Raw genomic sequence first — 23,854 nt, 5'->3', positions numbered from 1 at the left:
AAAAATTATGGAATACATCAATGCGTTTTGGGTAGGGGGATTGATTTGTGCACTGGTGCAGATATTATTAGAGAAGACAAAGCTGTTGCCCGGAAGGGTAATGGTTTTGCTGGTGTGCACAGGAGCGGTATTGGGAAGCTTTGGTATTTATGATAAATTAATTGACTTTGCAGGGGCAGGAGCAAGCGTTCCCTTATTGGGATTTGGGAATACCTTGTTCCAAGGAGTAAAAAAGGCAATTTCAGAGCATGGATTTTTAGGGATTTTTATGGGTGGTTTTACTGCCAGTGCGGTGGGAATTTCCGCAGCGCTGATTTTTTCCTATGCGGCAAGTCTGATTTTTAAGCCAAAGATGAAAAACTAAGCTATACTTTTTCGCTAATCAATAGTATAATGTTAGTGCTTATGTGGGATACGGGTGGATATTCGCATCCCAAAACAGCACTTTGAGAAGTAACTAATAAAAAATGTAGTAACAGGAGGAAACGGAAAATGCTGCAAGCATTCTCACGTTCAGAAGAACTATTAGGAAAAGAAGGACTTCAGATACTTGCAAATTCCAAAGTTGCAGTTTTTGGAATTGGAGGGGTAGGCTCTTATGTGGTGGAAGCATTGGCAAGGTCAGGGATAGGCAATCTGACTTTAGTAGACCACGATGAAGTGAGCCTGACAAATCTCAACAGACAGCTGGTGGCTTTGCGCTCCACTATGGGCAGAAAAAAGGTTTCCGTAGCAAAAGAGCGAATTATGGATATTAATCAGGATGCGGTGGTACATACCTACGATACCTTTTTTAATGCAGATACTGCGCAGCTGTTTGATTTTTCAGGATATGATTACATTGTAGACGCTGTGGACACGGTGTCTGCAAAGCTGCTTCTGATAGAGAAAGCAAAGGAAGCAAATGTACCGATAATTTCCTGCATGGGTACGGGAAATAAATTAAATCCGTCCTGTTTTCAAATTGCAGATATATCAAAAACCAGTGTGTGCCCCCTTGCAAAGGTGATGCGTACAGAGCTGAAAAAGAGAAAGATTAAGAAGGTCAAGGTTTTGTTTTCGACAGAAACAGTACGTAAGGAAAAGAAAAGTGAGCCGGTGGAGCTTAGAAGCGCAAGCAAACGGCCTGCTCCGGCAAGTGTTTCTTTTGTGCCGGGAGTGGCAGGGCTTATGATAGCCGGAGAGGTTATTAAGGATTTGGTTTTTGGAAAGGGTAAAAAGGGATAAGAGGTATTAGAATGGAAAATAACAGCATTGAGAATATGTTTTGCATGACTTTGGGCAGCGACAATGTGAGACTGCATGAACCAATGAAAAAGCATACAACTTTTCGTATTGGAGGACCGGCAGATTATTATCTTTGTCCTCACAGCACAGAGGAACTGCAGAAAATTCTTCAGATATGCAGAGAAAATAAGCTGGAATTCTTTATTTTGGGAAACGGAAGCAACCTTTTGGTAAGTGATAAGGGATATCGAGGCGTAGTTATTCAGCTTTGGAAAAACTTCAGTGATATTGAAACAGAAGACAATACCATTACGGTAAAAGCCGGTGCGCTTCTGTCAAAGGTTGCCGCAGAGGCTTTGGAGGAAAGCCTGACAGGGATGGAGTTTGCCTCCGGAATTCCGGGAACCATGGGCGGAGCAGTGATGATGAATGCAGGCGCTTACGGCGGTGAAATGAAGGATATTATCAGAGAGGTTACGGTTCTTACAAGGGAGGGGGAACTACTGACACTTTCCAAAGAAGAGATGAACTTCGGATACCGAACCAGTGTGGTAAAGGAAAAAGGTTATGTGGTGATTTCCGCAGAGTTACAGCTTAGAAAAGGTGACAGAGAAGAAATTCGCAAGGTAATGGATGAGTTAAAGGAAAGACGTGTGACGAAACAACCGCTGGATATGCCAAGTGCAGGCAGTACCTTTAAAAGACCGGAGGGATACTTTGCGGGCAAGTTGATTATGGATGCGGGACTTCGGGGATTTTCCGTAGGCGGCGCACAGATTTCAGAAAAGCACTGTGGCTTTGTAGTAAATAAAGGCGATGCAACCGCTGCGGATGTATTGGGACTTATCGGAGAGGTTCAAAAAAGGGTACAGGAAAAATTCGGAGTTGCATTAGAGCCTGAAGTGAAGTTTTTGGGAGAATTTTAGGAGGAAGTATGCGGTTTGTAATTGTGACAGGAATGTCAGGCGCCGGAAAAAGTACAGCGCTGAAAATGCTGGAGGATATGGAGTACTTTTGTGTGGACAATCTTCCGGTTATGTTGATTGAGAAATTTGTGCAGCTTTTAAGAGACGGCGGACCGGGAGAAATCGAAAAAGTTGCGGTAGGCGTAGATATTCGTAACGGAAAGGCATTGGATGAACTGGAAACAGTTCTTGAAAATATCAATTTTTCAGGTGTTGGAATTGAAATCCTGTTTTTGGATGCAGAGGATGAGGTGCTGGTGAGACGTTATAAAGAGAGCAGACGAAGCCATCCTCTGGCAGCAGAAAGCAGAATAGATGAGGGAATTCATCGGGAAAGAGAAAGACTGCGCTTTTTGAAGGAATACGCAGATTATATTTTAGATACCAGCAAGCTTTTAACCAGAGAACTGAAGGCAGAGCTTGAAAAAATTTTTGTGGAAAACGGAAGCTTTAAAAATCTGATGGTTACCGTATTGTCCTTTGGATTTAAGTACGGTATTCCGCAGGATGCAGATTTAGTATTTGACGTGAGGTTTTTGCCAAACCCTTATTATATTGAGGAGCTGCGTCCCTTAAGCGGAAATAATGCCCCTGTCAGCGATTATGTTATGAGCTTTGATTTGGCGCATGAATTTTCTGATAAGCTGGAAGATTTAATCCGTTTTTTAATTCCCAATTATATTACAGAGGGAAAAACACAGTTGGTGATTGCCGTGGGATGTACCGGCGGAAAACACCGTTCCGTAACTCTTGCAAATGAGCTTTACCGAAGATTAGGCGAAAATGAAGAATACGGAATTCGTGTGGAACATAGAGATATAGAAAAGGATGGGAAAAAATGTCTTTCTCCGGAAGCGTAAAGGAGGAATTGCTTCGTTATGAGGACAGCGCAAGGCACTGCTGTATTGCAGAACTGGCAGCCATGATTGCTTTTCATGGAGAGATAGTGCCTGCGCCGGAGGGAAAATTAATTCTTACCATATCTTCGGAAAATGAAAGTATTCTTAGAAAGGTCTTTACATTACTGGAAAAAACGTTTACAATGGAACTCAAAGTTTCTACTGATAGACAGATAGTCAGGAAAAACAACCGATTTACCATTGATATAGATGATACAGAATTGACTGTTAAAATATTACAGGCAGTAAAGGTGCTCAGCGCAGACAGAAGACCCGTGACAACGAATGCTTTAGTCAATCCCATCATCATTCAAAGGAGCTGCTGTAAACGTGCATTTCTAAGAGGTGCATTTTTATGTGCCGGCTCTATTAGCGACCCTGAAAAGTTTTATCATTTCGAGGTGGTTTGTACAACACCGGAAAAGGCACAACAGATGCAGGAGCTTATACAGTCATTTGGAATTGACGCTAAAATTGTAAAGCGGAAAAAGTATGAAGTTGTTTACGTGAAGGAAGGAGCACAAATCGTAGAACTTTTAGGTCTTATGGGAGCAGGTGTATCCCTGATGAATTTGGAAAATGTCCGGATTTTGAAGGGGATGCGAAATACTGTAAACAGAAAGGTGAACTGCGAAACCGCAAATATTAACAAAACCGTAAATGCAGCAGTAAAGCAGGTGGATGATATTATATACATCCGTGATACTGTGGGACTCCACAGACTGCCTGAAAATCTGGAGGAAACAGCTTTGTTAAGATTGGAATATCCGCAGGCATCTTTAAAAGAACTAGGCAGTTTACTGTCTGCTCCGGTAGGAAAGTCAGGTATTAACCACAGATTAAGGAAGATTTGCAGCATAGCAGAACAGCTCAGAGGATTCAAGGAGGAACAGGTATGATTAGGAAACCAATTACCATCGGGATTTCAAACGGTCTTGAGGCAAGACCAATCGCAATGCTCGTACAGGTGGCAAGTCAGTATGCCAGCAGCATTTATTTGGAGAGCGAAGCAAGAAAAGTAAATGCAAAAAGCATTATGGGCATGATGAGTTTGGGATTAGACGCTGGTGAGAGTGTAACAGTTTCTGTTGATGGCGCGGATGAAGAGGAAGCCATGAAAAGTATTGAAGAATACTTGAGCAAGAAAGAAGAAGTGTAAGCTCTGCATACCGAAACGAAAAAGAAAATAAAAGGGAAGATGCGGCATAAAGCTGCATCTTCTTTTGGTTTTACGGAAAAGCGTTCCATCTTGCAATCAGAACAAAGATGTAGTAAAATCGAGAAAGATGAAAGAACAGGAGGTTTTTAGACATGAAGACAGAAAATGCGTGGAAAAAATACACAGATACAACAGAGGTATTTCAGTTTAACGAAAAGTATAAAGCTTTTATCAGTAACTGCAAGACAGAGCGTGAATGTATTTCAGAAATGATTTCTCAGGCAAAGGCAGCAGGCTACCGCAATCTTGATGATATCATTGCAAATAAGGAAACATTGCAGGCAGGAGATAAGGTTTATGCCAACAATATGGATAAAACTCTGGCAATGTACATTATCGGTGAAGAACCAATGGAAAAGGGCATGAGAATTTTAGGCGCTCATGTAGACTCTCCTCGTATCGATTTAAAACAAAATCCATTGTACGAAGATCAGGAGCTGGCTCTTTTAGATACACATTACTACGGCGGAGTAAAGAAATATCAGTGGGTGACAATTCCTTTGGCATTACACGGGGTTGTGGCAAAGAAAGACGGACAGCTGGTTCAGGTTGTCATTGGAGAGGATGAAACAGATCCTGTTTTCGGAATTTCTGATTTATTAATCCATCTTTCTGCAAAGCAGCTTCAGAAACCTGCGGCAGAAGTGGTAGAAGGGGAAAATCTCAATGTACTGGTAGGAAGTATTCCTCTTTCCGGTGAGGAGGAAGAACCGGTAAAAGCACAAATTCTTCAGATTTTAAAAGAAAAATATGATATGGAAGAGGAAGATTTCCTTTCCGCAGAATTTGAAGTTGTTCCGGCAGGAAAAGCCAGAGACTACGGATTTGACAGAAGCATGATTATGGGATACGGACATGATGACAGAGTTTGCGCTTATCCGTCCTTTGAAGCAATGCTGGCACAGGATAAAGTAAAATATACAGCGGTATGCCTTTTAGTAGATAAAGAAGAAATCGGAAGTGTGGGAGCGACCGGTATGCAGTCACGTTTCTTCGAAAACGCCACAGCAGAGGTAATGTATGCGGCAAATCAGTACAGTGAGCTGCTTTTACGAAGAGCGCTGAAAAATTCTATGATGCTGTCCTCTGATGTAAGCGCTGGCTTTGACCCGAACTTCCCGGAAGTAATGGAAAAGAAAAACAGCGCATACTTAGGTCACGGCATTACCTTTAATAAATATACCGGTTCCAGAGGAAAGAGCGGTTCTAATGATGCAAATCCGGAATACATAGCAAAGCTGCGTAAGGTTATGGATGACAATCATGTGGCATTCCAGACAGCAGAGCTTGGAAAGGTTGACCAGGGCGGCGGCGGAACAATCGCATACATTCTGGCAAACTATAATATGGAAGTAATTGACTGCGGAGTGCCGGTATTGAATATGCACGCACCATGGGAAATTGCAAGTAAAGTGGATATTTATGAAGCATACAGAGGTTATTGTGCATTTCTGAAAGATATGTAAATATAAATTGACTCTATACATCTTCGCTGAAAGATGTTAATATAAAGTATATTATGAAACTATGCGGCGAAGCTGTAAAGTAAGGAGTACACAAATGTCAAAAGTATTGAAATTTATTGTGAACCTGGTGGTTCTCCTGTCCATAGTCGTGGCGGCAGCGCTTTTAGTGCCTCCTTTGTTAGGTGTGGACACTGTTATAAATGATAACTCGAATATAGAAACCAACCTTCCTGTGGGAGCGGTTGCTTACGGCAGACAAGTAGATACGGAAAAGCTGAAAAAAGAAGATAAAATTCTTTATATGGAAGGTTCTGCTCAGTATGTATACGAAATTCAGGATATGGACACAACAGCAGGTTCTTATAAAGTGAAAGACGTATACAACAAAAACAATGATGCGGAAAGCATTACATTGCAGGATAAAGTGTCAAAGGCAGTGATAACAATTCCGTTTATCGGATATGCAGCCATCGCTTTACAGAGCAAAACAGGCTTGATGGTGGTAGGTGCAGTGATTATTCTTCTGATTATTTTATTTATTCTTTCTGAGGTGCTTCGCAGAGGCGATGATGACGAAGAAGAGGATGAAGAGGAATATGAGGAAGAAGACGACGAGGATGAAGAGGATGAACCGGGATACTGGGAACGCCGTCGTCTGAAAAAAGAGGAAAAGCGGAGACGTAAATTGGAGAAAAAAGGCTTACTGGAAGAGGATGATGAGGAAGAGCAGGAACAGGAAGATATGAATGATGTTTTTGTTCCGGAAAATACATTTTCCGAACCGGCAGCTTCCGAACCGGAACAGGAGCTTCAGGGCTTTGATGAGGCTATGAAGGATGCAATGTCTTCTATCGCTTCGGGAATTGCGCAGGTGAGTGAGCCTGAGAACGTTCCGGATGCAACGGTGGTTATGCCGGATGCAGAGGAGCTGGAAAAAGCAGTACAGGAAGCAGAAGGAACGCTTGAAACGGCAGAAGAGCCTGAGGTACAGGAATTCGCAGCAGAAACAGAATTAGAACCTGAGGCTGAGGAAACACAGGCGGTTGAAAATATTGAGGCAGATATGCCGGAAGATATTGCAGAGGATATTATAATAGAAGAAACACCGACAGAAGAAACGGAAGTTCAATTATCTGAGGAAGAAGAAATTCCTGTAAATGTAAATGCTGTTCCAAAGACACCTAGCTTAAACGAGCTGCTGGCAAAAGCAGCAGCAGCCGGTGAAGAACCGGAAGTGAAAAAGGATGAAGAAAACGAAGTAACCCTTCTTGATTATTCAGACTTATTATAATGAAAAGAGCGCCATGCCTTAAAGGGTATGGCGTTTTCTGCTATATAGAAAAGGATATTTTGGATAGGATTTTATGTACTGAAAAAAATACAAAGAAAATACAAAAATAATTGAAAAAAGACTTGCAATATGGAAAAACTTCCAGTATACTTACTTTTGCTGTGACATGATAGCTATGAAGTGTGAGGTTGCTGCCTTACGGCAGGTTTTCCGCGGAGCGAATGTCAAGTTAGGAAACTGACGACAAGTCACTGTATTACATCTAAAGACTTACCACTAAGGGTGGGAGTGTGTGTAGCTTTGAGATGACACACACGGGAATGTGTACAGTCGCCGCTTGTCGTACTAATTAAAAGTGCGAAAAGGAGGAGACTTTTTTTATGGCAAGTCAAGTAATGAGAATCACTTTGAAAGCTTATGACCATCAGTTAGTAGATGCGTCAGCAGGCAAAATTATCGAAACTGTTAAAAAGAATGGAGCAACTGTTAGTGGACCGGTACCACTTCCTACAAAGAAAGAAGTAGTAACAATCTTACGTGCGGTTCACAAATATAAAGACTCCAGAGAACAGTTCGAACAGAGAACTCACAAAAGACTGATTGATATCATTGCACCTACACAGAAAACTGTTGATGCTCTGGCACGTCTTGAAATGCCAGCTGGTGTTTATATTGATATCAAAATGAAACAGAAATAAAAAAAGTTCTGTTTAAGGTTAAGAGAGATTATCCTTACAAGGTTGATATAGAAGCAATGCTTTAAGCATCCACTTATGTTGACTGTTTGTCTAGGATGATTGCACATCACAGTGTAATCCGCTGTAGATTCACAGGAGGTAAAAAGAATGAAGAAAGCAATCTTAGCTACTAAAGTCGGAATGACTCAAATCTTCAACGAAGACGGAGTTTTAACTCCAGTAACTGTATTGCAGGCTGGACCTTGTGTAGTAACACAGGTTAAGACAATGGACAATGACGGTTACGAAGCAGTACAGGTTGGTTTTGGCGATAAGAGAGAAAATATTGTCAACAAACCAATGAAAGGACACTTTGAAAAAGCTGGTGTTTCCTGCAAGAGATTCGTCAGAGAATTAAAATTAGAAGGCGAATACACATTAGGACAGGAAATCAAAGCTGATATCTTTGCAGCAGGAGACAAAATTGATGTTACTGCAACAAGCAAAGGTAAAGGATTCCAGGGCGCTATCAAAAGACATGGACAGTCCAGAGGACCTATGGCTCATGGTTCTAAATATCATCGTCATGCAGGTTCAAACGGTGCTTGTTCTGATCCTTCAAAAGTATTTAAAGGAAAAAGAATGCCAGGTCACATGGGACATGTAAGAGTAACTGTTCAGAACTTAGAAGTTGTAAGAGTTGATGCTGAAAACAACTTACTGTTAGTTAAAGGTGCAGTGCCAGGACCTAAAAAATCCTTAGTTACAATCAAAGAAACAGTTAAATGCGGTAAATAAGTTTTCGTTGGAAAGGAGGACCACATAAAATGGCAAACGTATCTGTTTATAATATGGAAGGCAAAGAAGTTGGAACAATGGAATTAAACGATGCTGTGTTCGGTGTTGAAATCAACGATCACTTAGTACATTTAGCTGTTGTTCGTCAGCTTGCAAATAATCGTCAGGGAACACAGAAAGCAAAAACACGTTCTGAAGTTTCCGGTGGTGGAAGAAAACCTTGGAGACAGAAAGGAACTGGTCATGCAAGACAGGGTTCAACAAGATCTCCGCAGTGGGCTGGTGGTGGAGTTGTATTCGCACCAACACCAAGAGATTATTCTCTGAAAATGAATAAAAAAGAAAGACGTGCAGCTTTAAAATCTGTTCTTACAAGCAGAGTACAGGAAAACAAGCTTATCGTTCTTGATGAATTAAAATTAGATGAAGTAAAAACAAAAGCAATGCAGAATGTTTTAAATAACTTAAATGTTTCTAAAGCATTAGTTGTTTTAGCTGACAATGATGCAAACGTAGTATTATCTACAAGAAACATTCCTGATGTTGTTACAGCATTACCAAATACAATCAATGTATATGATGTTCTGAAATACAACACAGTAATCTTAACAAAAGCTTCTGCTGCAGCAATTGAGGAGGTATACGCATAATGGCAAACGTAAAGTATTATGATGTAATCCTGAAACCAGTTGTAACTGAAAAAAGTATGGCTGCTATGGGCGAGAAAAAATATACTTTCTTAGTTCACACTGAAGCAAACAAAACAATGATTAAAGAAGCTGTTGAAAAAATGTTCGAAGGAACAAAAGTAAAAAGCGTAAACACAATGAACTTAGACGGAAAAACAAAAAGACGCGGTATGACTTTTGGTAAAACAGCTAAAACAAAAAAAGCTATCGTTACATTAACAGAAGATAGCAAAGATATTGAAATCTTCGAGGGGTTATAAGATTTGGCGAAACAGAGCCGAAGGCGATAGATGAGCCTTAGTCGGACCCCGTTCACGAACCTTAATGAGGCTGAGCGTGAGCGAAAGCCGAATTTAGTTGAGTGAACAAACCCGTTAAATATAGAAACTGAGCAGTCGAGAAAAAATAATCCGATATTTGGCTGCGGCAAAGAAACACCAGGATGAGTTGAGACTGGTGGATTATGAAAGGAGAGCTAGTAATGGGAATTAAAACATATAGCCCATATACACCTTCCAGAAGACACATGACAGGTTCTGATTTCTCTGAAATCACAACTTCTACACCGGAGAAATCTCTGGTAGTGTCCTTAAAGAAAAATGCTGGACGTAATAATCAGGGTAAAATTACAGTTAGACACCGCGGAGGCGGAAGCAGAAGAAAATATAGAATTATCGATTTCAAGAGAAGAAAAGATGATGTACCTGCAGTTGTTAAAACAATCGAATACGATCCAAACAGAACAGCTAACATCGCTTTAATCGCTTATGCTGATGGTGAAAAAGCATACATCTTAGCTCCTGAAGGATTAAAAGTTGGTATGAAAGTTATGAATGGTGCTAACGCAGAAGTTAGAACAGGTAACTGCTTACCATTATCTGAAATTCCAGTTGGTACTATGGTACACAACGTTGAACTGTATCCAGGAAAAGGCGGACAGTTAGTTCGTTCTGCTGGTAACGGAGCACAGTTAATGGCAAAAGAAGGTAAATATGCAACACTTCGTCTGCCATCTGGTGAAATGAGAATGGTTCCATTAAACTGCCGCGCTTCTATCGGCGTTGTAGGAAATGGCGAGCACAGCCTTATCAACATTGGTAAAGCAGGACGTAAACGTCACATGGGTATCAGACCTACAGTTCGTGGTTCTGTTATGAACCCGAATGACCATCCACACGGTGGTGGTGAAGGTAAGACTGGTATCGGACGCCCAGGTCCATGTACACCATGGGGCAAACCAGCTCTTGGCTTGAAGACAAGAAAGAAAAAGAAACAGTCTAACAAGTTAATCGTAAGAAGACGAGATGGTAAAACATTAGCTAAATAGTAGGAGGTAAGACAATGGCTCGTTCATTAAAAAAAGGACCGTTCGCAGATGAAAGCTTACTGAAAAAAGTAGATGCTATGAATGCTGCTGGAGATAAGACAGTTATTAAAACATGGTCACGTCGTTCCACAATTTTCCCTTCTTTCGTTGGACACACAATCGCTGTTCATGATGGAAGAAAACATGTGCCAGTATATGTAACAGAAGATATGGTTGGTCACAAACTCGGTGAGTTCGTAGCAACAAGAACATACAGAGGACACGGAAAAGACGAGAAAAAATCAGGTGTTCGCTAATATTTGAAAGGAGGCTTTTATCATGGCAAAAGGACATAGAAGTCAGATTAAAAGAGCAAGAAATGCTAATAAAGATACAAGACCGTCTGCAAAATTATCCTACGCAAGAATGTCCGTACAGAAAGCTTGCTATGTACTGGATGTAATTCGTGGTAAAGATGTTCAGACAGCACTGGGTATCTTAACATATAACCCAAGATACGCTTCCAGCGTAATCAAAAAATTATTAGAATCAGCAATCGCAAACGCTGAAAATAACAATGGTATGAATCCGGAAAATCTTTACATTGCAGAGTGCTACGCTAACAAAGCACCTACAATGAAGAGAATTAAACCAAGAGCTCAGGGTAGAGCTTACAGAATTGAAAAGAGAAACTGCCATATCACTGTTGTGTTGGATGAAAGATAAGGAGGACTATCATGGGACAGAAAGTTAACCCACACGGACTCAGAGTCGGAGTTATCAAAGACTGGGATTCCAAATGGTATGCTGAAGGCGATTTCGCTGATAACTTAGTAGAAGACTACAACATCAGAACATACCTGAAAAAGAAATTATACAGCGCAGGTGTTTCCAAGATTGAAATCGAAAGAGCATCTGACAGAGTGAAAATCATTATCTACACTGCTAAACCAGGTGTTGTAATTGGTAAAGGCGGAGCAGAAATTGAAAAAGTTAAAGTTGAATTACAGAAATTCACAGATAAAAAATTAGTTGTTGATATTAAAGAAGTAAAAAGACCAGACAAAGATGCTCAGTTAGTAGCTGAAAATATTGCATTACAGTTAGAAAACCGTATTTCTTTCCGTCGTGCTATGAAATCTACAATGTCCAGAACAATGAAAGCTGGTGCTAAAGGTATCAAAACAGCTGTATCCGGACGTCTTGGTGGTGCTGATATGGCTCGTACAGAGTTCTACAGCGAAGGTACTATTCCACTTCAGACATTAAGAGCAGATATCGACTATGGTTTCGCTGAAGCAGATACAACTTACGGCAAAGTTGGCGTAAAAGCATGGATCTACAATGGCGAAGTACTTCCAACAAAAGGAACTAAGGAAGGGAGCGATAAATAATTATGTTAATGCCAAAAAGAGTTAAACGTCGTAAACAATTCCGCGGATCCATGAAAGGAAAAGCATTAAGAGGAAATAAAATCAACTACGGTGAATTCGGTTTAGTAGCAACTGAACCATGCTGGATTCGTTCTAATCAGATCGAAGCAGCCCGTGTTGCCATGACTCGTTATATCAAACGTGGCGGTAAAGTATGGATTAAGATTTTCCCAGATAAACCAGTAACAGCAAAACCAGCAGAAACACGTATGGGTTCCGGTAAAGGTGCCTTAGAATACTGGGTAGCAGTTGTAAAGCCAGGCAGAGTAATGTTTGAAATCGCAGGTGTTCCGGAAGAAACAGCTCGTGAAGCGTTACGTCTTGCGATGCACAAATTACCATGTAAATGTAAAATCGTTTCTCGTGCAGACTTAGAAGGCGGTGATAACAGTGAAAATTAAAAATTATGTAGAAGATTTAAAGACAAAATCAGCTGCAGAATTACAGGAAGAATTAGTAGCTGCTAAAAAGGAACTCTTTAACTTGAGATTTCAGAATGCAACAAATCAGCTGGACAATACAAGCAGAATTAAAGAAGTTCGTAAGAACATCGCTAGAATCCAGACTTTGATTGCTCAGAAAGCAAATGCATAAGGAATTACTTCCTCATAAATAGAAAGGAGCAGCATAATCGTGGAAAGAAATCTTAGAAAAACACGTGTTGGTAAAGTTGTAAGTGACAAAATGGACAAGACCATTGTTGTAGCTATTGAAAACCACGTTAAACATCCTCTTTATGGAAAAATCGTAAAGAGAACATATAAATTAAAAGCGCATGATGAAGAAAACACATGCAAAATCGGTGATACTGTAAAAGTTATGGAAACAAGACCATTATCTAAAGATAAAAGATGGAGACTTGTTGAAGTAGTAGAAAGAGCAAAATAATTTGTAAGGAGGAATCTAAGCATGATTCAACAGGAAAGTAGACTTAGAGTCGCTGACAATACAGGTGCAAAAGAAATCCTCTGCATCCGTGTTTTGGGTGGTTCTACTAGAAGATATGCTAATATCGGTGATGTAATCGTTGCTACTGTTAAAGATGCAACACCAGGCGGTGTTGTGAAAAAAGGCGATGTTGTGAAAGCCGTTGTTGTTCGTAGTGTAAAAGGTGTTCGTCGTAAAGATGGTTCTTACATTAAGTTCGATGAAAACGCTGCTGTTATCATCAAAGATGATAAAACACCAAAAGGAACTCGTATTTTTGGACCAGTAGCCAGAGAGCTTCGTGACAAACAGTTTATGAAAATTGTTTCCTTAGCTCCGGAAGTATTATAGGAGGTAAGCCTGATGTTTAAGATTAAAAAAGGTGATACTGTAAAAGTTATCGCTGGTAAAGATAAAGACAAAGAAGGAAAAGTAATCTCTGTTAATCCGAAAAAAGGCGCTGTTCTGGTTGAAGGCGTAAACATGATCACAAAACATACAAAACCATCCATGGCTAATCAGCAGGGCGGTATTGTAAATAAAGAAGCTTGGATTGATGCCTCTAACGTAATGGTTATGCATGAAGGAAAAGCTACCAGAGTAGGCTTTAAAGTTGAAGATGGTAAAAAAGTGCGTGTTGCTAAAACTACAGGCAAAGTAATCGATTAATAAGAGAGGAGGCCATTTAAAGTGAGCAGACTGAAAGAAATGTACAAAAATGAGATCGTAGATGCTATGATCAAAAAGTTTGGTTATAAGAATATCATGGAAGTGCCGAAACTCGACAAAATCGTTGTTAACATGGGTGTAGGTGAAGCCAAAGATAACGCTAAATTGTTAGACGCAGCCGTAGCTGATATGGAATTAATCACAGGTCAGAAAGCTGTTACAACAAAAGCGAAAAATTCCGTTGCTAACTTCAAAATTCGTGAAGGTATGCCAATCGGTTGTAAAGTAACATTAAGAGGCGAAAAAATGTATGAATTTGCTGATCGTCTCATCAACTTAGCACTGCCTCGAGTACGTGACTTCCGCGGCGTTAATCCAAATGCTTTTGACGGCAGAGGAAACTACGCACTGGGAATCAAAGAGCAGTTAATTTTCCCTGAAGTGGAATACGATAAAGTCGATAAAGTAAGAGGTATGGATATTATTTTCGTAACTACTGCTAAAACAGACGAAGAAGCTCGTGAATTATTGACATTATTTAATATGCCATTTGCAAAGTAAGATAAATTAGGAGGGAAAATTCATGGCTAAGACAGCAATGAAAGTTAAACAGCAGCGCAAACAGAAATTCTCCACAAGAGAATACAGCCGTTGCCGTATCTGTGGACGTCCACATGCTTACTTAAGAAAATACGGTATCTGCCGTGTTTGCTTCCGTGAATTAGCATACAAAGGACAGATCCCGGGAGTTAAAAAAGCAAGCTGGTAGGCCGAAAGCACTTAATGAGCGCAAGCCGTAGGCGCAGCACGAATTTAGTGCGAGGCCGTTCCCGAACCTTAGCGAGGCAAGTCCAAAGGACGAAGTCTGAGCTTAGTTGAGGGAACATACCCCTTCTTTAGGTGTTGGAGAGAACACCTAAAGAATACTTACAGGGGGATTTCAAATAAATAAAAAATATTATTACATGAAAAGTCTAAATTATAGGAGGAAACTATCATGACAATGAGCGATCCAATCGCAGATATGCTTACAAGAATTCGTAACGCAAATACTGCTAAACACGATACAGTAGATGTTCCGGCATCTAAAATGAAACTTGCTATTGCAGACATTCTGTTAAAAGAAGGTTACATTGCAAAATATGATGTTCTTGAAGATGGAGCATTCAAAACAATCCGCATCACATTAAAATACGGTGCAGACAAAAATGAAAAAATCATTACAGGTCTGAAGAGAATTTCTAAACCGGGTCTTCGTATTTATGCTGGAAGCCAGGAAATTCCAAGAGTATTAGGCGGATTAGGAATTGCAATCCTTTCTACAAACCAGGGAGTTATCACAGACAAAGAAGCTAGAAAACTTCATGTAGGTGGAGAAGTTTTAGCATTTGTTTGGTAGGCATTGAACACTTAGCGAATACGAGCCGTAAGGCGAAGTGTGAGGTTAGTGTGAAAGCCCATCTCGAACCTTAGCGAAAACGTAGTTTGAGCTTAGTTGAGAGATGTTTCCACTGAAGTGGAGTGAACCTATCCCCATTTCAGAGTCTGACAGACGTCAGAATGTGTCCAAGCGAGTTTTTTATTATGTCCAAACGAGAGGATAATAGGACTTTGTCCTTTATCATATATAAAAAGATACTGAAAACAGAAGGGAACCATAATCGGCCCTTCCGAAAATCTAAGTAAGGAGGAAATTGGTATGTCACGTATCGGAAGACTGCCTGTATCAGTTCCAGCAGGTGTAGAAGTTAAAATTGCTGAGAACAACGTAGTGACTGTAAAAGGTCCTAAAGGAACACTTGAAAAAGCGTTACCTGTTGAAATGTCAATCAAATTAGAAGATGGTAATGTAGTTGTTACAAGACCAAGCGATTTAAAGAAAATGAAAGCTTTACATGGTTTAACAAGAACACTGATCCAGAATATGGTAATCGGTGTTAGCCAGGGATATGAAAAAACTCTGGAAGTTAACGGTGTAGGTTATAGAGCGGCAAAACAGGGTAAAAAATTAGTTTTAAACCTTGGTTACTCTCATCCGGTAGAAATGGAAGATCCGGAAGGATTAGACTGTAAAGTAGACGGAAACAAAATTGTTGTATCCGGAATTGACAAAGAAAAAGTTGGCCAGTACGCTGCTGAAATCAGAGATAAGAGAAGACCTGAACCATACAAAGGTAAAGGTATTAAATATGCTGATGAAGTTATCAGACGTAAAGTTGGTAAAACTGGTAAGAAATAAGTAAGGAGAGTGTAAAAATGGTTAGTAAAGTATCAAGAGCGAAAGTTCGCGCAAAAAAACATAGAAGATTACGTAATCATCTTAGCGGTACATCTGCTACACCACGTTTAGCAGTATTCCGCAGCAATAATCATATGTATGCTCAAATTATTGACGATACAGTTGGAAGAACTCTTGTTTCTGCTTCTACAACACAGAAAGAAGTAAAAGCTGAGTTAGAAAAAACCAATAACGTTGATGCAGCAGCATACTTAGGAACTGTAATTGCAAAAAGAGCAATCGAAGCTGGTATCAAAGAAGTTGTTTTCGACAGAGGCGGCTTCATTTACCACGGAAAAGTTAAAGCATTAGCAGACGCAGCAAGAGAAGCTGGGTTAGAATTCTAATAAGGGAGGAAATGAACACATGAAACGTTCTATCATTGATGCTAGTCAGTTTGAATTAGAAGAAAAAGTAGTGTCAATCAAGCGTGTAACAAAGGTTGTTAAAGGTGGTCGTAACTTCCGTTTCACAGCTTTAGTTGTTGTTGGTGATGGCAACGGACACGTTGGCGCAGGTTTAGGTAAAGCAACTGAAATTCCTGAAGCAATCCGCAAAGGAAAAGAAGATGCTATGAAAAAATTAGTTACAGTAGCAAGAGATGAAAACGGAAGTATTACACATGACTTCATCGGAAAATTCGGAAGCGCAGAAATGCTGCTGAAGAAAGCTCCAGAAGGTACTGGTGTTATCGCCGGAGGTCCAGCTCGTGCGGTTATTGAACTTGCAGGTATTAAGAACATCCGTACAAAATGTATGGGTTCCCGTAACAAACAGAACGTAGTTCTGGCTACAATCGCAGGTTTAAGCCAGTTAAAGACTCCGGAAGAAGTTGCAAAACTTCGTGGAAAATCTGTGGATGAGATTTTTGCATAGGGAGGATTAGAAAATGGCAGATAAATTAAAAATCACTCTGGTGAAATCTACAATCGGTGCTGTTCCGAAACATAAAAAAACAGTAGAAGCTTTAGGTTTAAAGAAACTTAACAAGACAGTTGAAATGCCTGACAATGCTGCAGTTCGCGGTATGATTCAGCAGGTAAGACACTTAGTTAAAGTAGAAGAAATCTAATCAATATAGAAGGAGGTGCCATCATGGATTTATCAAACTTAAAACCAGCTGAAGGTTCCAGACAGAGCGATAACTTCAGACGCGGTCGTGGACATGGTTCAGGTAATGGTAAGACTGCAGGTAAGGGCCACAAAGGTCAGAAAGCACGTTCAGGTGCAAAAAGACCAGGATTTGAAGGTGGTCAGATGCCTTTATATAGAAGACTTCCTAAGAGAGGCTTCAAATGTAGAAATTCTAAAGAAATCATTGCAGTAAACGTTGATATCTTAAACAGATTTGAAGACGGTGCTGATGTTACACCAGCAGCTTTATTAGCTTCTGGAGCAATCTCCAAATTAGGAGACGGAGTTAAACTTCTGGGTAACGGCGAACTTACAAAGAAGCTTAATGTTAAAGTGAACGCTGTAAGCGAAACAGCAAAAGCTAAAATCGAAGCCGCAGGTGGAACAGTAGAGGTGATCTAATGCTCAAGACTCTTAGAAATGCCTTTAAAATTAAGGATGTAAGACGTCGTCTTTTCTATGTGCTTCTGATGTTAGTGGTTGTGCGTATCGGTTCACAGCTTCCTATACCGGGGGTAGATAGTAATTATTTCAAAAATTGGTTTGCGAGCCAGTCCAGTGATGCGTTTAATTTCTTTGACGCATTCACCGGCGGTTCCTTTACAGAAATGTCAATTTTTGCATTGAGCATTACACCGTATATTACATCATCCATTATCATCCAGCTTTTAACCATTGCGTTTAAGACTCTGGAAGATATGCAAAGAGATGGTGAAGAAGGCAGAAAGAAATTAACAGCTATTACACGTTATGTGACAATCGGACTTGCTTTATTCCAGTCTATTGCTATGACAATCGGATTTGGTAATAAAGGTCTTATTCCAGACATGAACTTTTTAAAGGGTGTTGTAGTTGTATCTTGTCTGACTGCAGGTTCAGCAATGCTTATGTGGATTGGAGAGCAAATCACAGAAAAAGGTGTAGGAAATGGTATTTCCATCATTTTGATGATTAATATCGTATCCAGAATTCCAAGTGATTTGCTAACTCTTTTTGAACAGTTTGTTAAAGGAAAAACGATTGCAAAAGGTGCATTAGCAGCACTTATTATTGTAGCGGTAATTCTTGTTGTAGTAGTACTGGTTTTAGTCTTAAATGGTGGTGTAAGAAAAATTCCGGTACAGTATTCTAAGAAGATGGTGGGAAGAAAGGTTATGGGAGGACAGTCAAGTTCCATTCCTTTAAAAGTAAACACAGCAGGTGTTATTCCTATTATCTTTGCATCCTCTTTAATGTCTTTCCCAGTCATTATTATGACTTTAATAGGTAAAACAGGAGGAAATGGTATTGGAGGACATATTTTAAAAGCCCTCACTTCCAACAATTGGTTTAATCCAAGCGAGCCAGTATACTCTATCGGTTTGGTAGTGTATATTCTGTTAGTTATTTTCTTTGCTTATTTCTATACATCTATTACTTTTAATCCTATGGAAGTAGCAGATAATATGAAAAAGCAGGGTGGATTTATTCCGGGTATCAGACCTGGTAAACCAACACAGGAATACCTTGAGCAAATCTTAAGTTACCTGATTTTCATCGGTGCAACAGGTCTGGTAATTGTAGCTGTTATTCCATTCTTTTTTAATGGGGTATTCGGTGCCAATGTTTCTTTTGGCGGAACATCTTTAATCATTGTGGTTGGTGTTGTGCTGGAAACATTAAAACAGATTGAGTCCCGTATGTTAGTTCGTAACTACAAAGGATTTTTAAGCGAATAAAGTAGATCGTATTTTATGACCGTCGCAGGGAGAGCAGAAGTTTTCTGTTGTTGCGGCGGTCTTTTAAAATAACATATTTATATATGGCGGAAAGTTCTTCTATGGTGTATGATTATAGATGTATAATCTATGGAAGAAGCATTTGCTTATATTCAGAAAGGGGAAAATAATATGAAAATTATCATGTTAGGTGCACCTGGAGCAGGAAAAGGTACACAGGCGAAAAAAATTGCAGAAAAATATGGAATACCTCATATTTCCACAGGGGATATTTTCAGAGCAAACATTAAAAATGGTACAGAACTTGGAAAAAAAGCAAAAACTTATATGGATCAGGGACTTTTAGTGCCAGACGAATTAACCGTTGACCTGGTAATCGACCGCGTTGCAAAAGAAGATTGTAAAAACGGATATATTCTGGATGGTTTCCCAAGAACAATTCCTCAGGCTGAAAGCCTTGATGTAGCGCTTTCAAAAATGGGAGAAAAAATTGACTATGCAATTAACGTAGAAGTACCGGATGAAAACATTGTAAAACGTATGTCAGGAAGACGTGCATGCTTAGGCTGCGGAGCTACATATCACGTAGAATTCAATGCTCCTAAGACAGAAGGCGTATGTGACGCATGCGGCGAAAAGCTGGTATTAAGAGATGACGATAAAGAAGAAACTGTTTTAAAACGTCTTGGCGTTTACCACGAGCAGACACAGCCTCTCATCGACTACTATGCAAAAGCAGGTGTCATGAAGGAAGTGGACGGTACAGTTGACTTGGATGCTGTTTTCCAGGCGATTGTAGATGTATTAGGAGAGTAAAAATGTCAGTAACAATTAAAACTGCCAGAGAAATTGAATTAATGAGAGAGTCCGGAAGACTTCTGGAAAAAGTACATGATGAGCTTGGAGCATTTATTAAACCGGGAATTAGTACTCTGGATATAGACCGGTTAGGAGAAAAGCTTATCAGAAGTCTTGGCGGTATTCCTAATTTTCTTAACTATAATGGTTACCCGGCATCTATTTGTGTATCTGTAAATGATGAAGTGGTACATGGTATTCCAAATAAACACAGAATTCTTCAGGACGGCGATATTGTCAGTCTTGATGCAGGTTTGATTTATAACGGATATCATTCTGATGCAGCACGTACTTATGCAGTAGGTACGATTTCACCGGAGGCGCAGAAGCTTATTGACGTAACAAAGCAGAGCTTTTTTGAAGGAATAAAATATGCAAAAGCAGGCAATCATTTACATGATATTTCTGCTGCAATCGGCGGATACGCTCAGAAATTCGGCTATGGAGTGGTACGTGATTTAGTAGGCCATGGTATCGGAACTCATTTGCATGAAGACCCGCAAATTCCTAACTTTCCTCAGAGACGCAGAGGAATAAGACTGGTTCCAGGTATGACATTGGCTATTGAGCCTATGATTAACATGGGACGTGCAGATGTGGAATGGCTGGATGACGATTGGACAGTTGTGACACAGGACGGTTCTTTATCTGCACATTATGAAAATACAATTCTGATTACAGACGGCGAGCCGGAAATTTTCACCCTGAGTAAATAACAGGAGGTCTTATGAGAGAATTTGTAAAAGGTATGCTTGCCAGATCAAAAGCAGGGCATGATACCGGAAAATTATATGTGGTAATGGACGCAGACACAGAGTATGTTTATCTGGCAGACGGAGTACATCGAACTGTGGACAACACCAAAAAGAAAAAGAGAAAGCACATTCAGATTATCTATAAAATTCCTGCTCTTCTTCAGGAGCTTATGGAAGAAGGAAAAGAAGTGCAGAACGAACATATAAAAAAGGCCATTAAAGATTATGAAAATTATGAACTGGAGGTTTAATTTATGTCAAAGGCAGATGTTATTGAAGTAGAAGGAACAGTGTTGGAAAAATTACCTAACGCTATGTTTAAAGTAGAGCTGGAAAACAAACATGTGATATTAGCTCATATCAGCGGAAAATTAAGAATGAATTTCATTCGTATTCTTCCGGGAGATAAAGTTACAATTGAGATGTCACCTTATGATTTAAGTAAGGGAAGAATTATCTGGAGAGATAAATAAGAAATTTAATTATAAAGGAACCGATATAGGAAACTCTGAGAATAGCCTGTATCGGTTCTTTTTGGATTTTGGCAGAAGTTAGAAAAATTTAAAAAAAGTGCTTGCAATCTTGTTACATAGGTGCTATTATATAAAGCGTACTTTTATGCTCAGAAAGGAGGAAGAACAGTGAAAGTTAGATCATCTGTAAAACCAATTTGCGAAAAGTGCAAGGTTATTAAAAGAAAGGGAAGCATCAGAATTATCTGTGAAAACCCAAAACACAAACAGCGTCAGGGCTAATTTCAAATATAAATGAAATATAAGACGATTAGTTTGTGAAAATTTTAGTGCGGCTGCAGTATGAACCGCTAGGGTGCGTTGTTCGTACTGATTAAATATAGTAATATTATCACGTTAACTGTTTTACCGAGAACAGGATAAAATATTGCTTAATACCGGTGTCCGCCAAATACCGGAAAGGCTGCGTAAAATCTATAATTATTTGCGGCTGGATGTATAGAACCCCGTCAGTTTTATATATCTCAATTAGGAACAATATTAACAGAAAAATGGAGGAACAAATACATGGCTCGTATAGCTGGTGTAGACTTACCAAGAGAAAAACGTGTTGAAATCGGATTGACTTATATCTACGGAATTGGTAGAGTAACTTCAAACCGTATTCTTGAAAAGGCAGGCGTAAATCCTGACACTCGTGTCAGAGACGTTACAGACGAAGAAGTAGGAAAAATCCGTGATGCTATCGAAGAATTACAGATTCCGGTAGAAGGTGATTTAAGAAGAGAAATCGCTTTAAACATCAAGAGACTTCAGGAAATCGGATGTTATAGAGGTATCCGTCATCGTAAAGGACTTCCTGTTCGTGGTCAGAAGACTAAAACAAATGCAAGAACAAGAAAAGGTCCTAAGAGAACTGTTGCTAACAAGAAAAAATAATAAGTGACAGCTTAAATTAAGAGAATTACTATTAAGTTTGAATATTAGAGAAAGTAGGTTAGTTTAAAAATGGCTAAAGTTACAAAAAAAGTGACAAAAAAGCGTGTTAAGAAAAACGTTGAACGCGGACAGGCACATATCCAGTCTTCTTTCAATAACACAATCGTTACATTGACAGATGCTGAAGGTAATGCTTTATCATGGGCAAGTGCCGGTGGTCTGGGATTTAAAGGTTCAAGGAAATCTACTCCGTATGCAGCTCAGATGGCTGCAGAAACAGCAGCAAAAGCAGCTGTTATTCATGGTCTGAAGACTGTTGACGTTTTTGTAAAAGGACCTGGTTCAGGTAGAGAAGCAGCAATCCGTGCATTGGCAGCTTGTGGTATTGAAGTTACAAGTATTAAAGATGTAACACCAGTTCCACACAACGGTTGTCGTCCACCAAAACGTAGAAGAGTCTAATTAGGAGGTCAAAGAATCATGGCAGTAAATAGAGTACCAGTTCTGAAAAGATGTAGATCATTAGGTCTTGATCCTGTATATTTAGGAATTGACAAAAAATCTACTAGACAGTTAAAAAGAGCAAATAGAAAAATGTCTGAATACGGACTTCAGTTAAGAGAAAAACAGAAAGCTAAATTTATCTACGGCGTTCTGGAAAAACCTTTCCGTAACTACTACAAAAAAGCAGACCAGAAACCAGGACAGACAGGTGAAAACCTGATGATCATGCTGGAAACACGTCTGGACAATGTAATTTTCCGTATGGGACTTGCTAGAACAAGAAAAGAAGCAAGACAGATTGTTGACCACAAACATGTAATGGTTAATGGAAAACAGGTTAACATTCCATCTTACTTAGTAAAAGCTGGCGATGTTATCGAAATCAAAGAAAAATGCAAAGGTTCTCAGAGATATAAAGATATCCTTGAAGTAACAGGCGGACGTTTAGTTCCAGCTTGGTTAGATATCGATCAGGAAGCTTTAAAGGGTGAAGTAAAAGCACTTCCTACAAGAGAAGAAATCGACGTACCAGTTGATGAAATGTTAATCGTCGAGTTATATTCTAAATAATTAAAAAGTGAAATTGTGCACGTAGCAAGGAGGGCTTTGCATGTTCGATTTTAACAAACCCAAAATTCAAATCACAGAAATGTCTGATGATAAGAGATATGGGAAATTCGTGGTAGAACCTCTGGAAAGAGGATATGGTATTACTTTAGGTAACTCTTTGAGAAGAATTATGCTGTCTTCTTTACCGGGTGCTGCAGTAAGCCAAGTGAAAATTGACGGTGTTCTTCACGAATTCAGTTCTATTCCAGGTGTAAAGGAAGATGTTACAGAGATTATCATGAACCTGAAAAATCTGGCAATTAAGAACGTGAGTGACAGCAATGAACCAAAAACTGCATATATTGAGTTTGAAGGTGAAGGTGTTGTGACTGGTGCTGATATTCAGGTGGACCAGGATTTAGAAATTTTAAATCCTGACTTAGTAATTGCTACTTTAAATGGTGGTGCAGACTGCAAATTCAATGCAGAGCTGACAATTACAAAAGGACGTGGATATGTAAGTGCAGACAAAGGAAAAACAGATGACATGCCAATTGGCATGATTGCAGTAGATTCAATCTATACACCGGTTGAACGTGTAAACATGGCCGTTGAAAATACCCGTGTAGGTCAGGTTACAGATTATGATAAACTGACATTGGATATTTACACAAACGGAACACTGGATGCAGACGAGGCAGTAAGTCTGGCTGCTAAGGTACTGAGCGAGCATTTAAGCCTCTTTATTGATCTTTCTGAAAGTGCAAAGACTGCAGAAGTCATGATTGAGAAAGAAGACAATGAAAAAGAAAAAGTTCTGGAAATGAATATTGATGAATTAGAATTATCTGTTCGTTCCTACAACTGCTTAAAACGTGCTGGTATCAATACAGTGGAAGAACTTTGCAACCGTACTTCTGAAGATATGATGAAGGTTCGTAATCTGGGACGTAAATCTTTAGAAGAAGTTTTAGCAAAATTAAAAGAATTAGGCTTACAGTTAAATCCAAGCGAGGAGTAAGCCTCTGATACAAATTTATGGAAGAAAAGCAATACGTCAGTAAGTCCGAAGAAGCATGG

Annotated in this window: 39 protein-coding genes; all 39 read left to right on the top strand. The window is 39.6% G+C overall.

Annotated elements, in window-relative coordinates; translation table 11 throughout:
• The first annotated feature begins 7 nt into the window (after positions 1 to 7).
• A complete protein-coding gene (gene spoVAE, locus CGC63_RS12840) occupies positions 8 to 364 on the top strand; it encodes a stage V sporulation protein AE (protein WP_009246528.1) in 357 nt (118 codons plus the stop codon).
• A gap of 128 nt (positions 365 to 492) precedes the next feature.
• A complete protein-coding gene (locus CGC63_RS12835; RefSeq protein WP_003022835.1) occupies positions 493 to 1,227 on the top strand; it encodes a tRNA threonylcarbamoyladenosine dehydratase in 735 nt (244 codons plus the stop codon).
• Positions 1,228 to 1,238: 11 nt separating this feature from the next.
• Complete coding sequence (gene murB / locus CGC63_RS12830; protein WP_003022833.1) at positions 1,239 to 2,153, top strand: UDP-N-acetylmuramate dehydrogenase; 915 nt, start codon at positions 1,239 to 1,241, stop codon at positions 2,151 to 2,153.
• An 8-nt stretch (positions 2,154 to 2,161) separates the two neighbouring features.
• Positions 2,162 to 3,052 carry an RNase adapter RapZ gene (gene rapZ, locus CGC63_RS12825; RefSeq protein ID WP_003022831.1) on the top strand — a complete coding sequence of 297 codons (891 nt, stop codon included), beginning with the start codon at positions 2,162 to 2,164 and terminating at the stop codon, positions 3,050 to 3,052.
• On the top strand, positions 3,031 to 3,990 hold the full coding sequence (whiA, locus tag CGC63_RS12820) for a DNA-binding protein WhiA (RefSeq protein ID WP_003022830.1): 960 nt from the start codon (positions 3,031 to 3,033) through the stop codon (positions 3,988 to 3,990). Before rapZ ends, whiA begins: the two co-directional genes overlap by 22 nt.
• Complete coding sequence (locus CGC63_RS12815; RefSeq protein ID WP_003022827.1) at positions 3,987 to 4,250, top strand: HPr family phosphocarrier protein; 264 nt, start codon at positions 3,987 to 3,989, stop codon at positions 4,248 to 4,250. The genes whiA and CGC63_RS12815 overlap by 4 nt, the downstream gene beginning before the upstream one ends.
• A gap of 152 nt (positions 4,251 to 4,402) precedes the next feature.
• A complete protein-coding gene (locus CGC63_RS12810; RefSeq protein WP_003022825.1) occupies positions 4,403 to 5,776 on the top strand; it encodes an aminopeptidase in 1,374 nt (457 codons plus the stop codon).
• Positions 5,777 to 5,870: 94 nt separating this feature from the next.
• Entirely contained in the window at positions 5,871 to 7,067 is a 1,197-nt protein-coding gene (locus tag CGC63_RS12805) for a hypothetical protein (protein ID WP_003022822.1), read from the top strand.
• Positions 7,068 to 7,447: 380 nt separating this feature from the next.
• On the top strand, positions 7,448 to 7,765 hold the full coding sequence (gene rpsJ / locus CGC63_RS12800; protein WP_003022820.1) for a 30S ribosomal protein S10: 318 nt from the start codon (positions 7,448 to 7,450) through the stop codon (positions 7,763 to 7,765).
• 147 nt (positions 7,766 to 7,912) lie between these two features.
• On the top strand, positions 7,913 to 8,542 hold the full coding sequence (gene rplC, locus CGC63_RS12795) for a 50S ribosomal protein L3 (RefSeq protein WP_003022818.1): 630 nt from the start codon (positions 7,913 to 7,915) through the stop codon (positions 8,540 to 8,542).
• Between the two features lie 29 nt (positions 8,543 to 8,571).
• Complete coding sequence (gene rplD, locus CGC63_RS12790; protein WP_003022816.1) at positions 8,572 to 9,192, top strand: 50S ribosomal protein L4; 621 nt, start codon at positions 8,572 to 8,574, stop codon at positions 9,190 to 9,192.
• Entirely contained in the window at positions 9,192 to 9,491 is a 300-nt protein-coding gene (gene rplW, locus CGC63_RS12785) for a 50S ribosomal protein L23 (protein ID WP_003022812.1), read from the top strand. Before rplD ends, rplW begins: the two co-directional genes overlap by 1 nt.
• 221 nt (positions 9,492 to 9,712) lie before the next feature.
• Positions 9,713 to 10,558: a 50S ribosomal protein L2 gene (gene rplB, locus CGC63_RS12780; protein ID WP_009246523.1), complete on the top strand. Its 846-nt coding sequence runs from the start codon at positions 9,713 to 9,715 to the stop codon at positions 10,556 to 10,558.
• 14 nt (positions 10,559 to 10,572) lie between these two features.
• Positions 10,573 to 10,854: a 30S ribosomal protein S19 gene (rpsS, locus tag CGC63_RS12775; protein ID WP_003022807.1), complete on the top strand. Its 282-nt coding sequence runs from the start codon at positions 10,573 to 10,575 to the stop codon at positions 10,852 to 10,854.
• Between the two features lie 22 nt (positions 10,855 to 10,876).
• Positions 10,877 to 11,263 (top strand): 50S ribosomal protein L22, encoded by a 387-nt coding sequence (gene rplV, locus CGC63_RS12770; protein WP_003022804.1) that lies wholly within the window; start codon positions 10,877 to 10,879, stop codon positions 11,261 to 11,263.
• Positions 11,264 to 11,274: 11 nt separating this feature from the next.
• On the top strand, positions 11,275 to 11,931 hold the full coding sequence (rpsC, locus tag CGC63_RS12765) for a 30S ribosomal protein S3 (protein ID WP_003022802.1): 657 nt from the start codon (positions 11,275 to 11,277) through the stop codon (positions 11,929 to 11,931).
• Positions 11,932 to 11,933: 2 nt separating this feature from the next.
• Positions 11,934 to 12,371 (top strand): 50S ribosomal protein L16, encoded by a 438-nt coding sequence (rplP, locus tag CGC63_RS12760; RefSeq protein ID WP_003022799.1) that lies wholly within the window; start codon positions 11,934 to 11,936, stop codon positions 12,369 to 12,371.
• A complete protein-coding gene (gene rpmC / locus CGC63_RS12755; RefSeq protein ID WP_003022797.1) occupies positions 12,361 to 12,564 on the top strand; it encodes a 50S ribosomal protein L29 in 204 nt (67 codons plus the stop codon). Before rplP ends, rpmC begins: the two co-directional genes overlap by 11 nt.
• Before the next feature lie 39 nt (positions 12,565 to 12,603).
• Positions 12,604 to 12,858 carry a 30S ribosomal protein S17 gene (gene rpsQ, locus CGC63_RS12750; RefSeq protein ID WP_003022794.1) on the top strand — a complete coding sequence of 85 codons (255 nt, stop codon included), beginning with the start codon at positions 12,604 to 12,606 and terminating at the stop codon, positions 12,856 to 12,858.
• Positions 12,859 to 12,879: 21 nt separating this feature from the next.
• Entirely contained in the window at positions 12,880 to 13,248 is a 369-nt protein-coding gene (gene rplN, locus CGC63_RS12745) for a 50S ribosomal protein L14 (RefSeq protein ID WP_003022791.1), read from the top strand.
• A gap of 12 nt (positions 13,249 to 13,260) precedes the next feature.
• Complete coding sequence (gene rplX, locus CGC63_RS12740) at positions 13,261 to 13,566, top strand: 50S ribosomal protein L24 (protein ID WP_003022789.1); 306 nt, start codon at positions 13,261 to 13,263, stop codon at positions 13,564 to 13,566.
• A 21-nt stretch (positions 13,567 to 13,587) separates the two neighbouring features.
• Complete coding sequence (gene rplE, locus CGC63_RS12735; RefSeq protein ID WP_009246522.1) at positions 13,588 to 14,127, top strand: 50S ribosomal protein L5; 540 nt, start codon at positions 13,588 to 13,590, stop codon at positions 14,125 to 14,127.
• Between the two features lie 22 nt (positions 14,128 to 14,149).
• On the top strand, positions 14,150 to 14,335 hold the full coding sequence (locus CGC63_RS12730; protein ID WP_003022786.1) for a type Z 30S ribosomal protein S14: 186 nt from the start codon (positions 14,150 to 14,152) through the stop codon (positions 14,333 to 14,335).
• A gap of 228 nt (positions 14,336 to 14,563) precedes the next feature.
• The gene (gene rpsH, locus CGC63_RS12725) at positions 14,564 to 14,965 is read left to right on the top strand and encodes a 30S ribosomal protein S8 (protein ID WP_003022783.1); all 402 of its coding nucleotides are present in this window, start codon (positions 14,564 to 14,566) and stop codon (positions 14,963 to 14,965) included.
• Positions 14,966 to 15,265: 300 nt separating this feature from the next.
• The gene (rplF, locus tag CGC63_RS12720; protein ID WP_003022777.1) at positions 15,266 to 15,805 is read left to right on the top strand and encodes a 50S ribosomal protein L6; all 540 of its coding nucleotides are present in this window, start codon (positions 15,266 to 15,268) and stop codon (positions 15,803 to 15,805) included.
• A 17-nt stretch (positions 15,806 to 15,822) separates the two neighbouring features.
• On the top strand, positions 15,823 to 16,191 hold the full coding sequence (gene rplR / locus CGC63_RS12715) for a 50S ribosomal protein L18 (protein ID WP_003022774.1): 369 nt from the start codon (positions 15,823 to 15,825) through the stop codon (positions 16,189 to 16,191).
• A 19-nt stretch (positions 16,192 to 16,210) separates the two neighbouring features.
• Positions 16,211 to 16,720, top strand: coding sequence for a 30S ribosomal protein S5 (gene rpsE, locus CGC63_RS12710; RefSeq protein WP_003022771.1), 510 nt, complete (start codon positions 16,211 to 16,213; stop codon positions 16,718 to 16,720).
• 13 nt (positions 16,721 to 16,733) lie between these two features.
• Complete coding sequence (gene rpmD / locus CGC63_RS12705; RefSeq protein WP_003022769.1) at positions 16,734 to 16,916, top strand: 50S ribosomal protein L30; 183 nt, start codon at positions 16,734 to 16,736, stop codon at positions 16,914 to 16,916.
• A gap of 23 nt (positions 16,917 to 16,939) precedes the next feature.
• Positions 16,940 to 17,380 (top strand): 50S ribosomal protein L15, encoded by a 441-nt coding sequence (gene rplO, locus CGC63_RS12700; RefSeq protein ID WP_003022767.1) that lies wholly within the window; start codon positions 16,940 to 16,942, stop codon positions 17,378 to 17,380.
• Positions 17,380 to 18,696 (top strand): preprotein translocase subunit SecY, encoded by a 1,317-nt coding sequence (secY, locus tag CGC63_RS12695; RefSeq protein ID WP_003022764.1) that lies wholly within the window; start codon positions 17,380 to 17,382, stop codon positions 18,694 to 18,696. The genes rplO and secY overlap by 1 nt, the downstream gene beginning before the upstream one ends.
• A 171-nt stretch (positions 18,697 to 18,867) precedes the next feature.
• Positions 18,868 to 19,512: an adenylate kinase gene (locus CGC63_RS12690; RefSeq protein WP_040351241.1), complete on the top strand. Its 645-nt coding sequence runs from the start codon at positions 18,868 to 18,870 to the stop codon at positions 19,510 to 19,512.
• Positions 19,513 to 19,514: 2 nt separating this feature from the next.
• Complete coding sequence (gene map / locus CGC63_RS12685) at positions 19,515 to 20,270, top strand: type I methionyl aminopeptidase (RefSeq protein WP_003022756.1); 756 nt, start codon at positions 19,515 to 19,517, stop codon at positions 20,268 to 20,270.
• Between the two features lie 11 nt (positions 20,271 to 20,281).
• Positions 20,282 to 20,560, top strand: coding sequence for a KOW domain-containing RNA-binding protein (locus CGC63_RS12680; RefSeq protein WP_003022753.1), 279 nt, complete (start codon positions 20,282 to 20,284; stop codon positions 20,558 to 20,560).
• A 3-nt stretch (positions 20,561 to 20,563) separates the two neighbouring features.
• Positions 20,564 to 20,782, top strand: coding sequence for a translation initiation factor IF-1 (infA, locus tag CGC63_RS12675; RefSeq protein WP_003022750.1), 219 nt, complete (start codon positions 20,564 to 20,566; stop codon positions 20,780 to 20,782).
• Between the two features lie 168 nt (positions 20,783 to 20,950).
• Positions 20,951 to 21,064: a 50S ribosomal protein L36 gene (gene rpmJ / locus CGC63_RS12670; RefSeq protein ID WP_003022746.1), complete on the top strand. Its 114-nt coding sequence runs from the start codon at positions 20,951 to 20,953 to the stop codon at positions 21,062 to 21,064.
• 285 nt (positions 21,065 to 21,349) lie between these two features.
• Positions 21,350 to 21,721 carry a 30S ribosomal protein S13 gene (rpsM, locus tag CGC63_RS12665; RefSeq protein WP_003022736.1) on the top strand — a complete coding sequence of 124 codons (372 nt, stop codon included), beginning with the start codon at positions 21,350 to 21,352 and terminating at the stop codon, positions 21,719 to 21,721.
• A 69-nt stretch (positions 21,722 to 21,790) separates the two neighbouring features.
• Positions 21,791 to 22,183 (top strand): 30S ribosomal protein S11, encoded by a 393-nt coding sequence (rpsK, locus tag CGC63_RS12660; protein ID WP_003022734.1) that lies wholly within the window; start codon positions 21,791 to 21,793, stop codon positions 22,181 to 22,183.
• 18 nt (positions 22,184 to 22,201) lie between these two features.
• Positions 22,202 to 22,795 carry a 30S ribosomal protein S4 gene (gene rpsD / locus CGC63_RS12655; RefSeq protein WP_003022732.1) on the top strand — a complete coding sequence of 198 codons (594 nt, stop codon included), beginning with the start codon at positions 22,202 to 22,204 and terminating at the stop codon, positions 22,793 to 22,795.
• Positions 22,796 to 22,835: 40 nt separating this feature from the next.
• On the top strand, positions 22,836 to 23,795 hold the full coding sequence (locus tag CGC63_RS12650; protein WP_003022730.1) for a DNA-directed RNA polymerase subunit alpha: 960 nt from the start codon (positions 22,836 to 22,838) through the stop codon (positions 23,793 to 23,795).
• Positions 23,796 to 23,854 lie beyond the last annotated feature (59 nt).

Source organism: Blautia hansenii DSM 20583, from assembly GCF_002222595.2.
Taxonomy (GTDB): domain Bacteria; phylum Bacillota; class Clostridia; order Lachnospirales; family Lachnospiraceae; genus Blautia; species Blautia hansenii.
Note: the sequence above shows the minus strand (reverse complement) of the source record. Positions and strands in the feature narration are given on the sequence as shown.

Coding starts and splice junctions, on each gene's coding strand:
- spoVAE (WP_009246528.1), top strand. CDS start 8: ATGGAATACATCAATGCGTTTTGGGTAGGGGGATTGATTTGTGCACTG.
- CGC63_RS12835 (WP_003022835.1), top strand. CDS start 493: ATGCTGCAAGCATTCTCACGTTCAGAAGAACTATTAGGAAAAGAAGGA.
- murB (WP_003022833.1), top strand. CDS start 1,239: ATGGAAAATAACAGCATTGAGAATATGTTTTGCATGACTTTGGGCAGC.
- rapZ (WP_003022831.1), top strand. CDS start 2,162: ATGCGGTTTGTAATTGTGACAGGAATGTCAGGCGCCGGAAAAAGTACA.
- whiA (WP_003022830.1), top strand. CDS start 3,031: ATGTCTTTCTCCGGAAGCGTAAAGGAGGAATTGCTTCGTTATGAGGAC.
- CGC63_RS12815 (WP_003022827.1), top strand. CDS start 3,987: ATGATTAGGAAACCAATTACCATCGGGATTTCAAACGGTCTTGAGGCA.
- CGC63_RS12810 (WP_003022825.1), top strand. CDS start 4,403: ATGAAGACAGAAAATGCGTGGAAAAAATACACAGATACAACAGAGGTA.
- CGC63_RS12805 (WP_003022822.1), top strand. CDS start 5,871: ATGTCAAAAGTATTGAAATTTATTGTGAACCTGGTGGTTCTCCTGTCC.
- rpsJ (WP_003022820.1), top strand. CDS start 7,448: ATGGCAAGTCAAGTAATGAGAATCACTTTGAAAGCTTATGACCATCAG.
- rplC (WP_003022818.1), top strand. CDS start 7,913: ATGAAGAAAGCAATCTTAGCTACTAAAGTCGGAATGACTCAAATCTTC.
- rplD (WP_003022816.1), top strand. CDS start 8,572: ATGGCAAACGTATCTGTTTATAATATGGAAGGCAAAGAAGTTGGAACA.
- rplW (WP_003022812.1), top strand. CDS start 9,192: ATGGCAAACGTAAAGTATTATGATGTAATCCTGAAACCAGTTGTAACT.
- rplB (WP_009246523.1), top strand. CDS start 9,713: ATGGGAATTAAAACATATAGCCCATATACACCTTCCAGAAGACACATG.
- rpsS (WP_003022807.1), top strand. CDS start 10,573: ATGGCTCGTTCATTAAAAAAAGGACCGTTCGCAGATGAAAGCTTACTG.
- rplV (WP_003022804.1), top strand. CDS start 10,877: ATGGCAAAAGGACATAGAAGTCAGATTAAAAGAGCAAGAAATGCTAAT.
- rpsC (WP_003022802.1), top strand. CDS start 11,275: ATGGGACAGAAAGTTAACCCACACGGACTCAGAGTCGGAGTTATCAAA.
- rplP (WP_003022799.1), top strand. CDS start 11,934: ATGTTAATGCCAAAAAGAGTTAAACGTCGTAAACAATTCCGCGGATCC.
- rplN (WP_003022791.1), top strand. CDS start 12,880: ATGATTCAACAGGAAAGTAGACTTAGAGTCGCTGACAATACAGGTGCA.
- rplX (WP_003022789.1), top strand. CDS start 13,261: ATGTTTAAGATTAAAAAAGGTGATACTGTAAAAGTTATCGCTGGTAAA.
- CGC63_RS12730 (WP_003022786.1), top strand. CDS start 14,150: ATGGCTAAGACAGCAATGAAAGTTAAACAGCAGCGCAAACAGAAATTC.
- rpsH (WP_003022783.1), top strand. CDS start 14,564: ATGACAATGAGCGATCCAATCGCAGATATGCTTACAAGAATTCGTAAC.
- rplF (WP_003022777.1), top strand. CDS start 15,266: ATGTCACGTATCGGAAGACTGCCTGTATCAGTTCCAGCAGGTGTAGAA.
- rplR (WP_003022774.1), top strand. CDS start 15,823: ATGGTTAGTAAAGTATCAAGAGCGAAAGTTCGCGCAAAAAAACATAGA.
- rpsE (WP_003022771.1), top strand. CDS start 16,211: ATGAAACGTTCTATCATTGATGCTAGTCAGTTTGAATTAGAAGAAAAA.
- rpmD (WP_003022769.1), top strand. CDS start 16,734: ATGGCAGATAAATTAAAAATCACTCTGGTGAAATCTACAATCGGTGCT.
- rplO (WP_003022767.1), top strand. CDS start 16,940: ATGGATTTATCAAACTTAAAACCAGCTGAAGGTTCCAGACAGAGCGAT.
- secY (WP_003022764.1), top strand. CDS start 17,380: ATGCTCAAGACTCTTAGAAATGCCTTTAAAATTAAGGATGTAAGACGT.
- CGC63_RS12690 (WP_040351241.1), top strand. CDS start 18,868: ATGAAAATTATCATGTTAGGTGCACCTGGAGCAGGAAAAGGTACACAG.
- map (WP_003022756.1), top strand. CDS start 19,515: ATGTCAGTAACAATTAAAACTGCCAGAGAAATTGAATTAATGAGAGAG.
- CGC63_RS12680 (WP_003022753.1), top strand. CDS start 20,282: ATGAGAGAATTTGTAAAAGGTATGCTTGCCAGATCAAAAGCAGGGCAT.
- infA (WP_003022750.1), top strand. CDS start 20,564: ATGTCAAAGGCAGATGTTATTGAAGTAGAAGGAACAGTGTTGGAAAAA.
- rpsM (WP_003022736.1), top strand. CDS start 21,350: ATGGCTCGTATAGCTGGTGTAGACTTACCAAGAGAAAAACGTGTTGAA.
- rpsK (WP_003022734.1), top strand. CDS start 21,791: ATGGCTAAAGTTACAAAAAAAGTGACAAAAAAGCGTGTTAAGAAAAAC.
- rpsD (WP_003022732.1), top strand. CDS start 22,202: ATGGCAGTAAATAGAGTACCAGTTCTGAAAAGATGTAGATCATTAGGT.
- CGC63_RS12650 (WP_003022730.1), top strand. CDS start 22,836: ATGTTCGATTTTAACAAACCCAAAATTCAAATCACAGAAATGTCTGAT.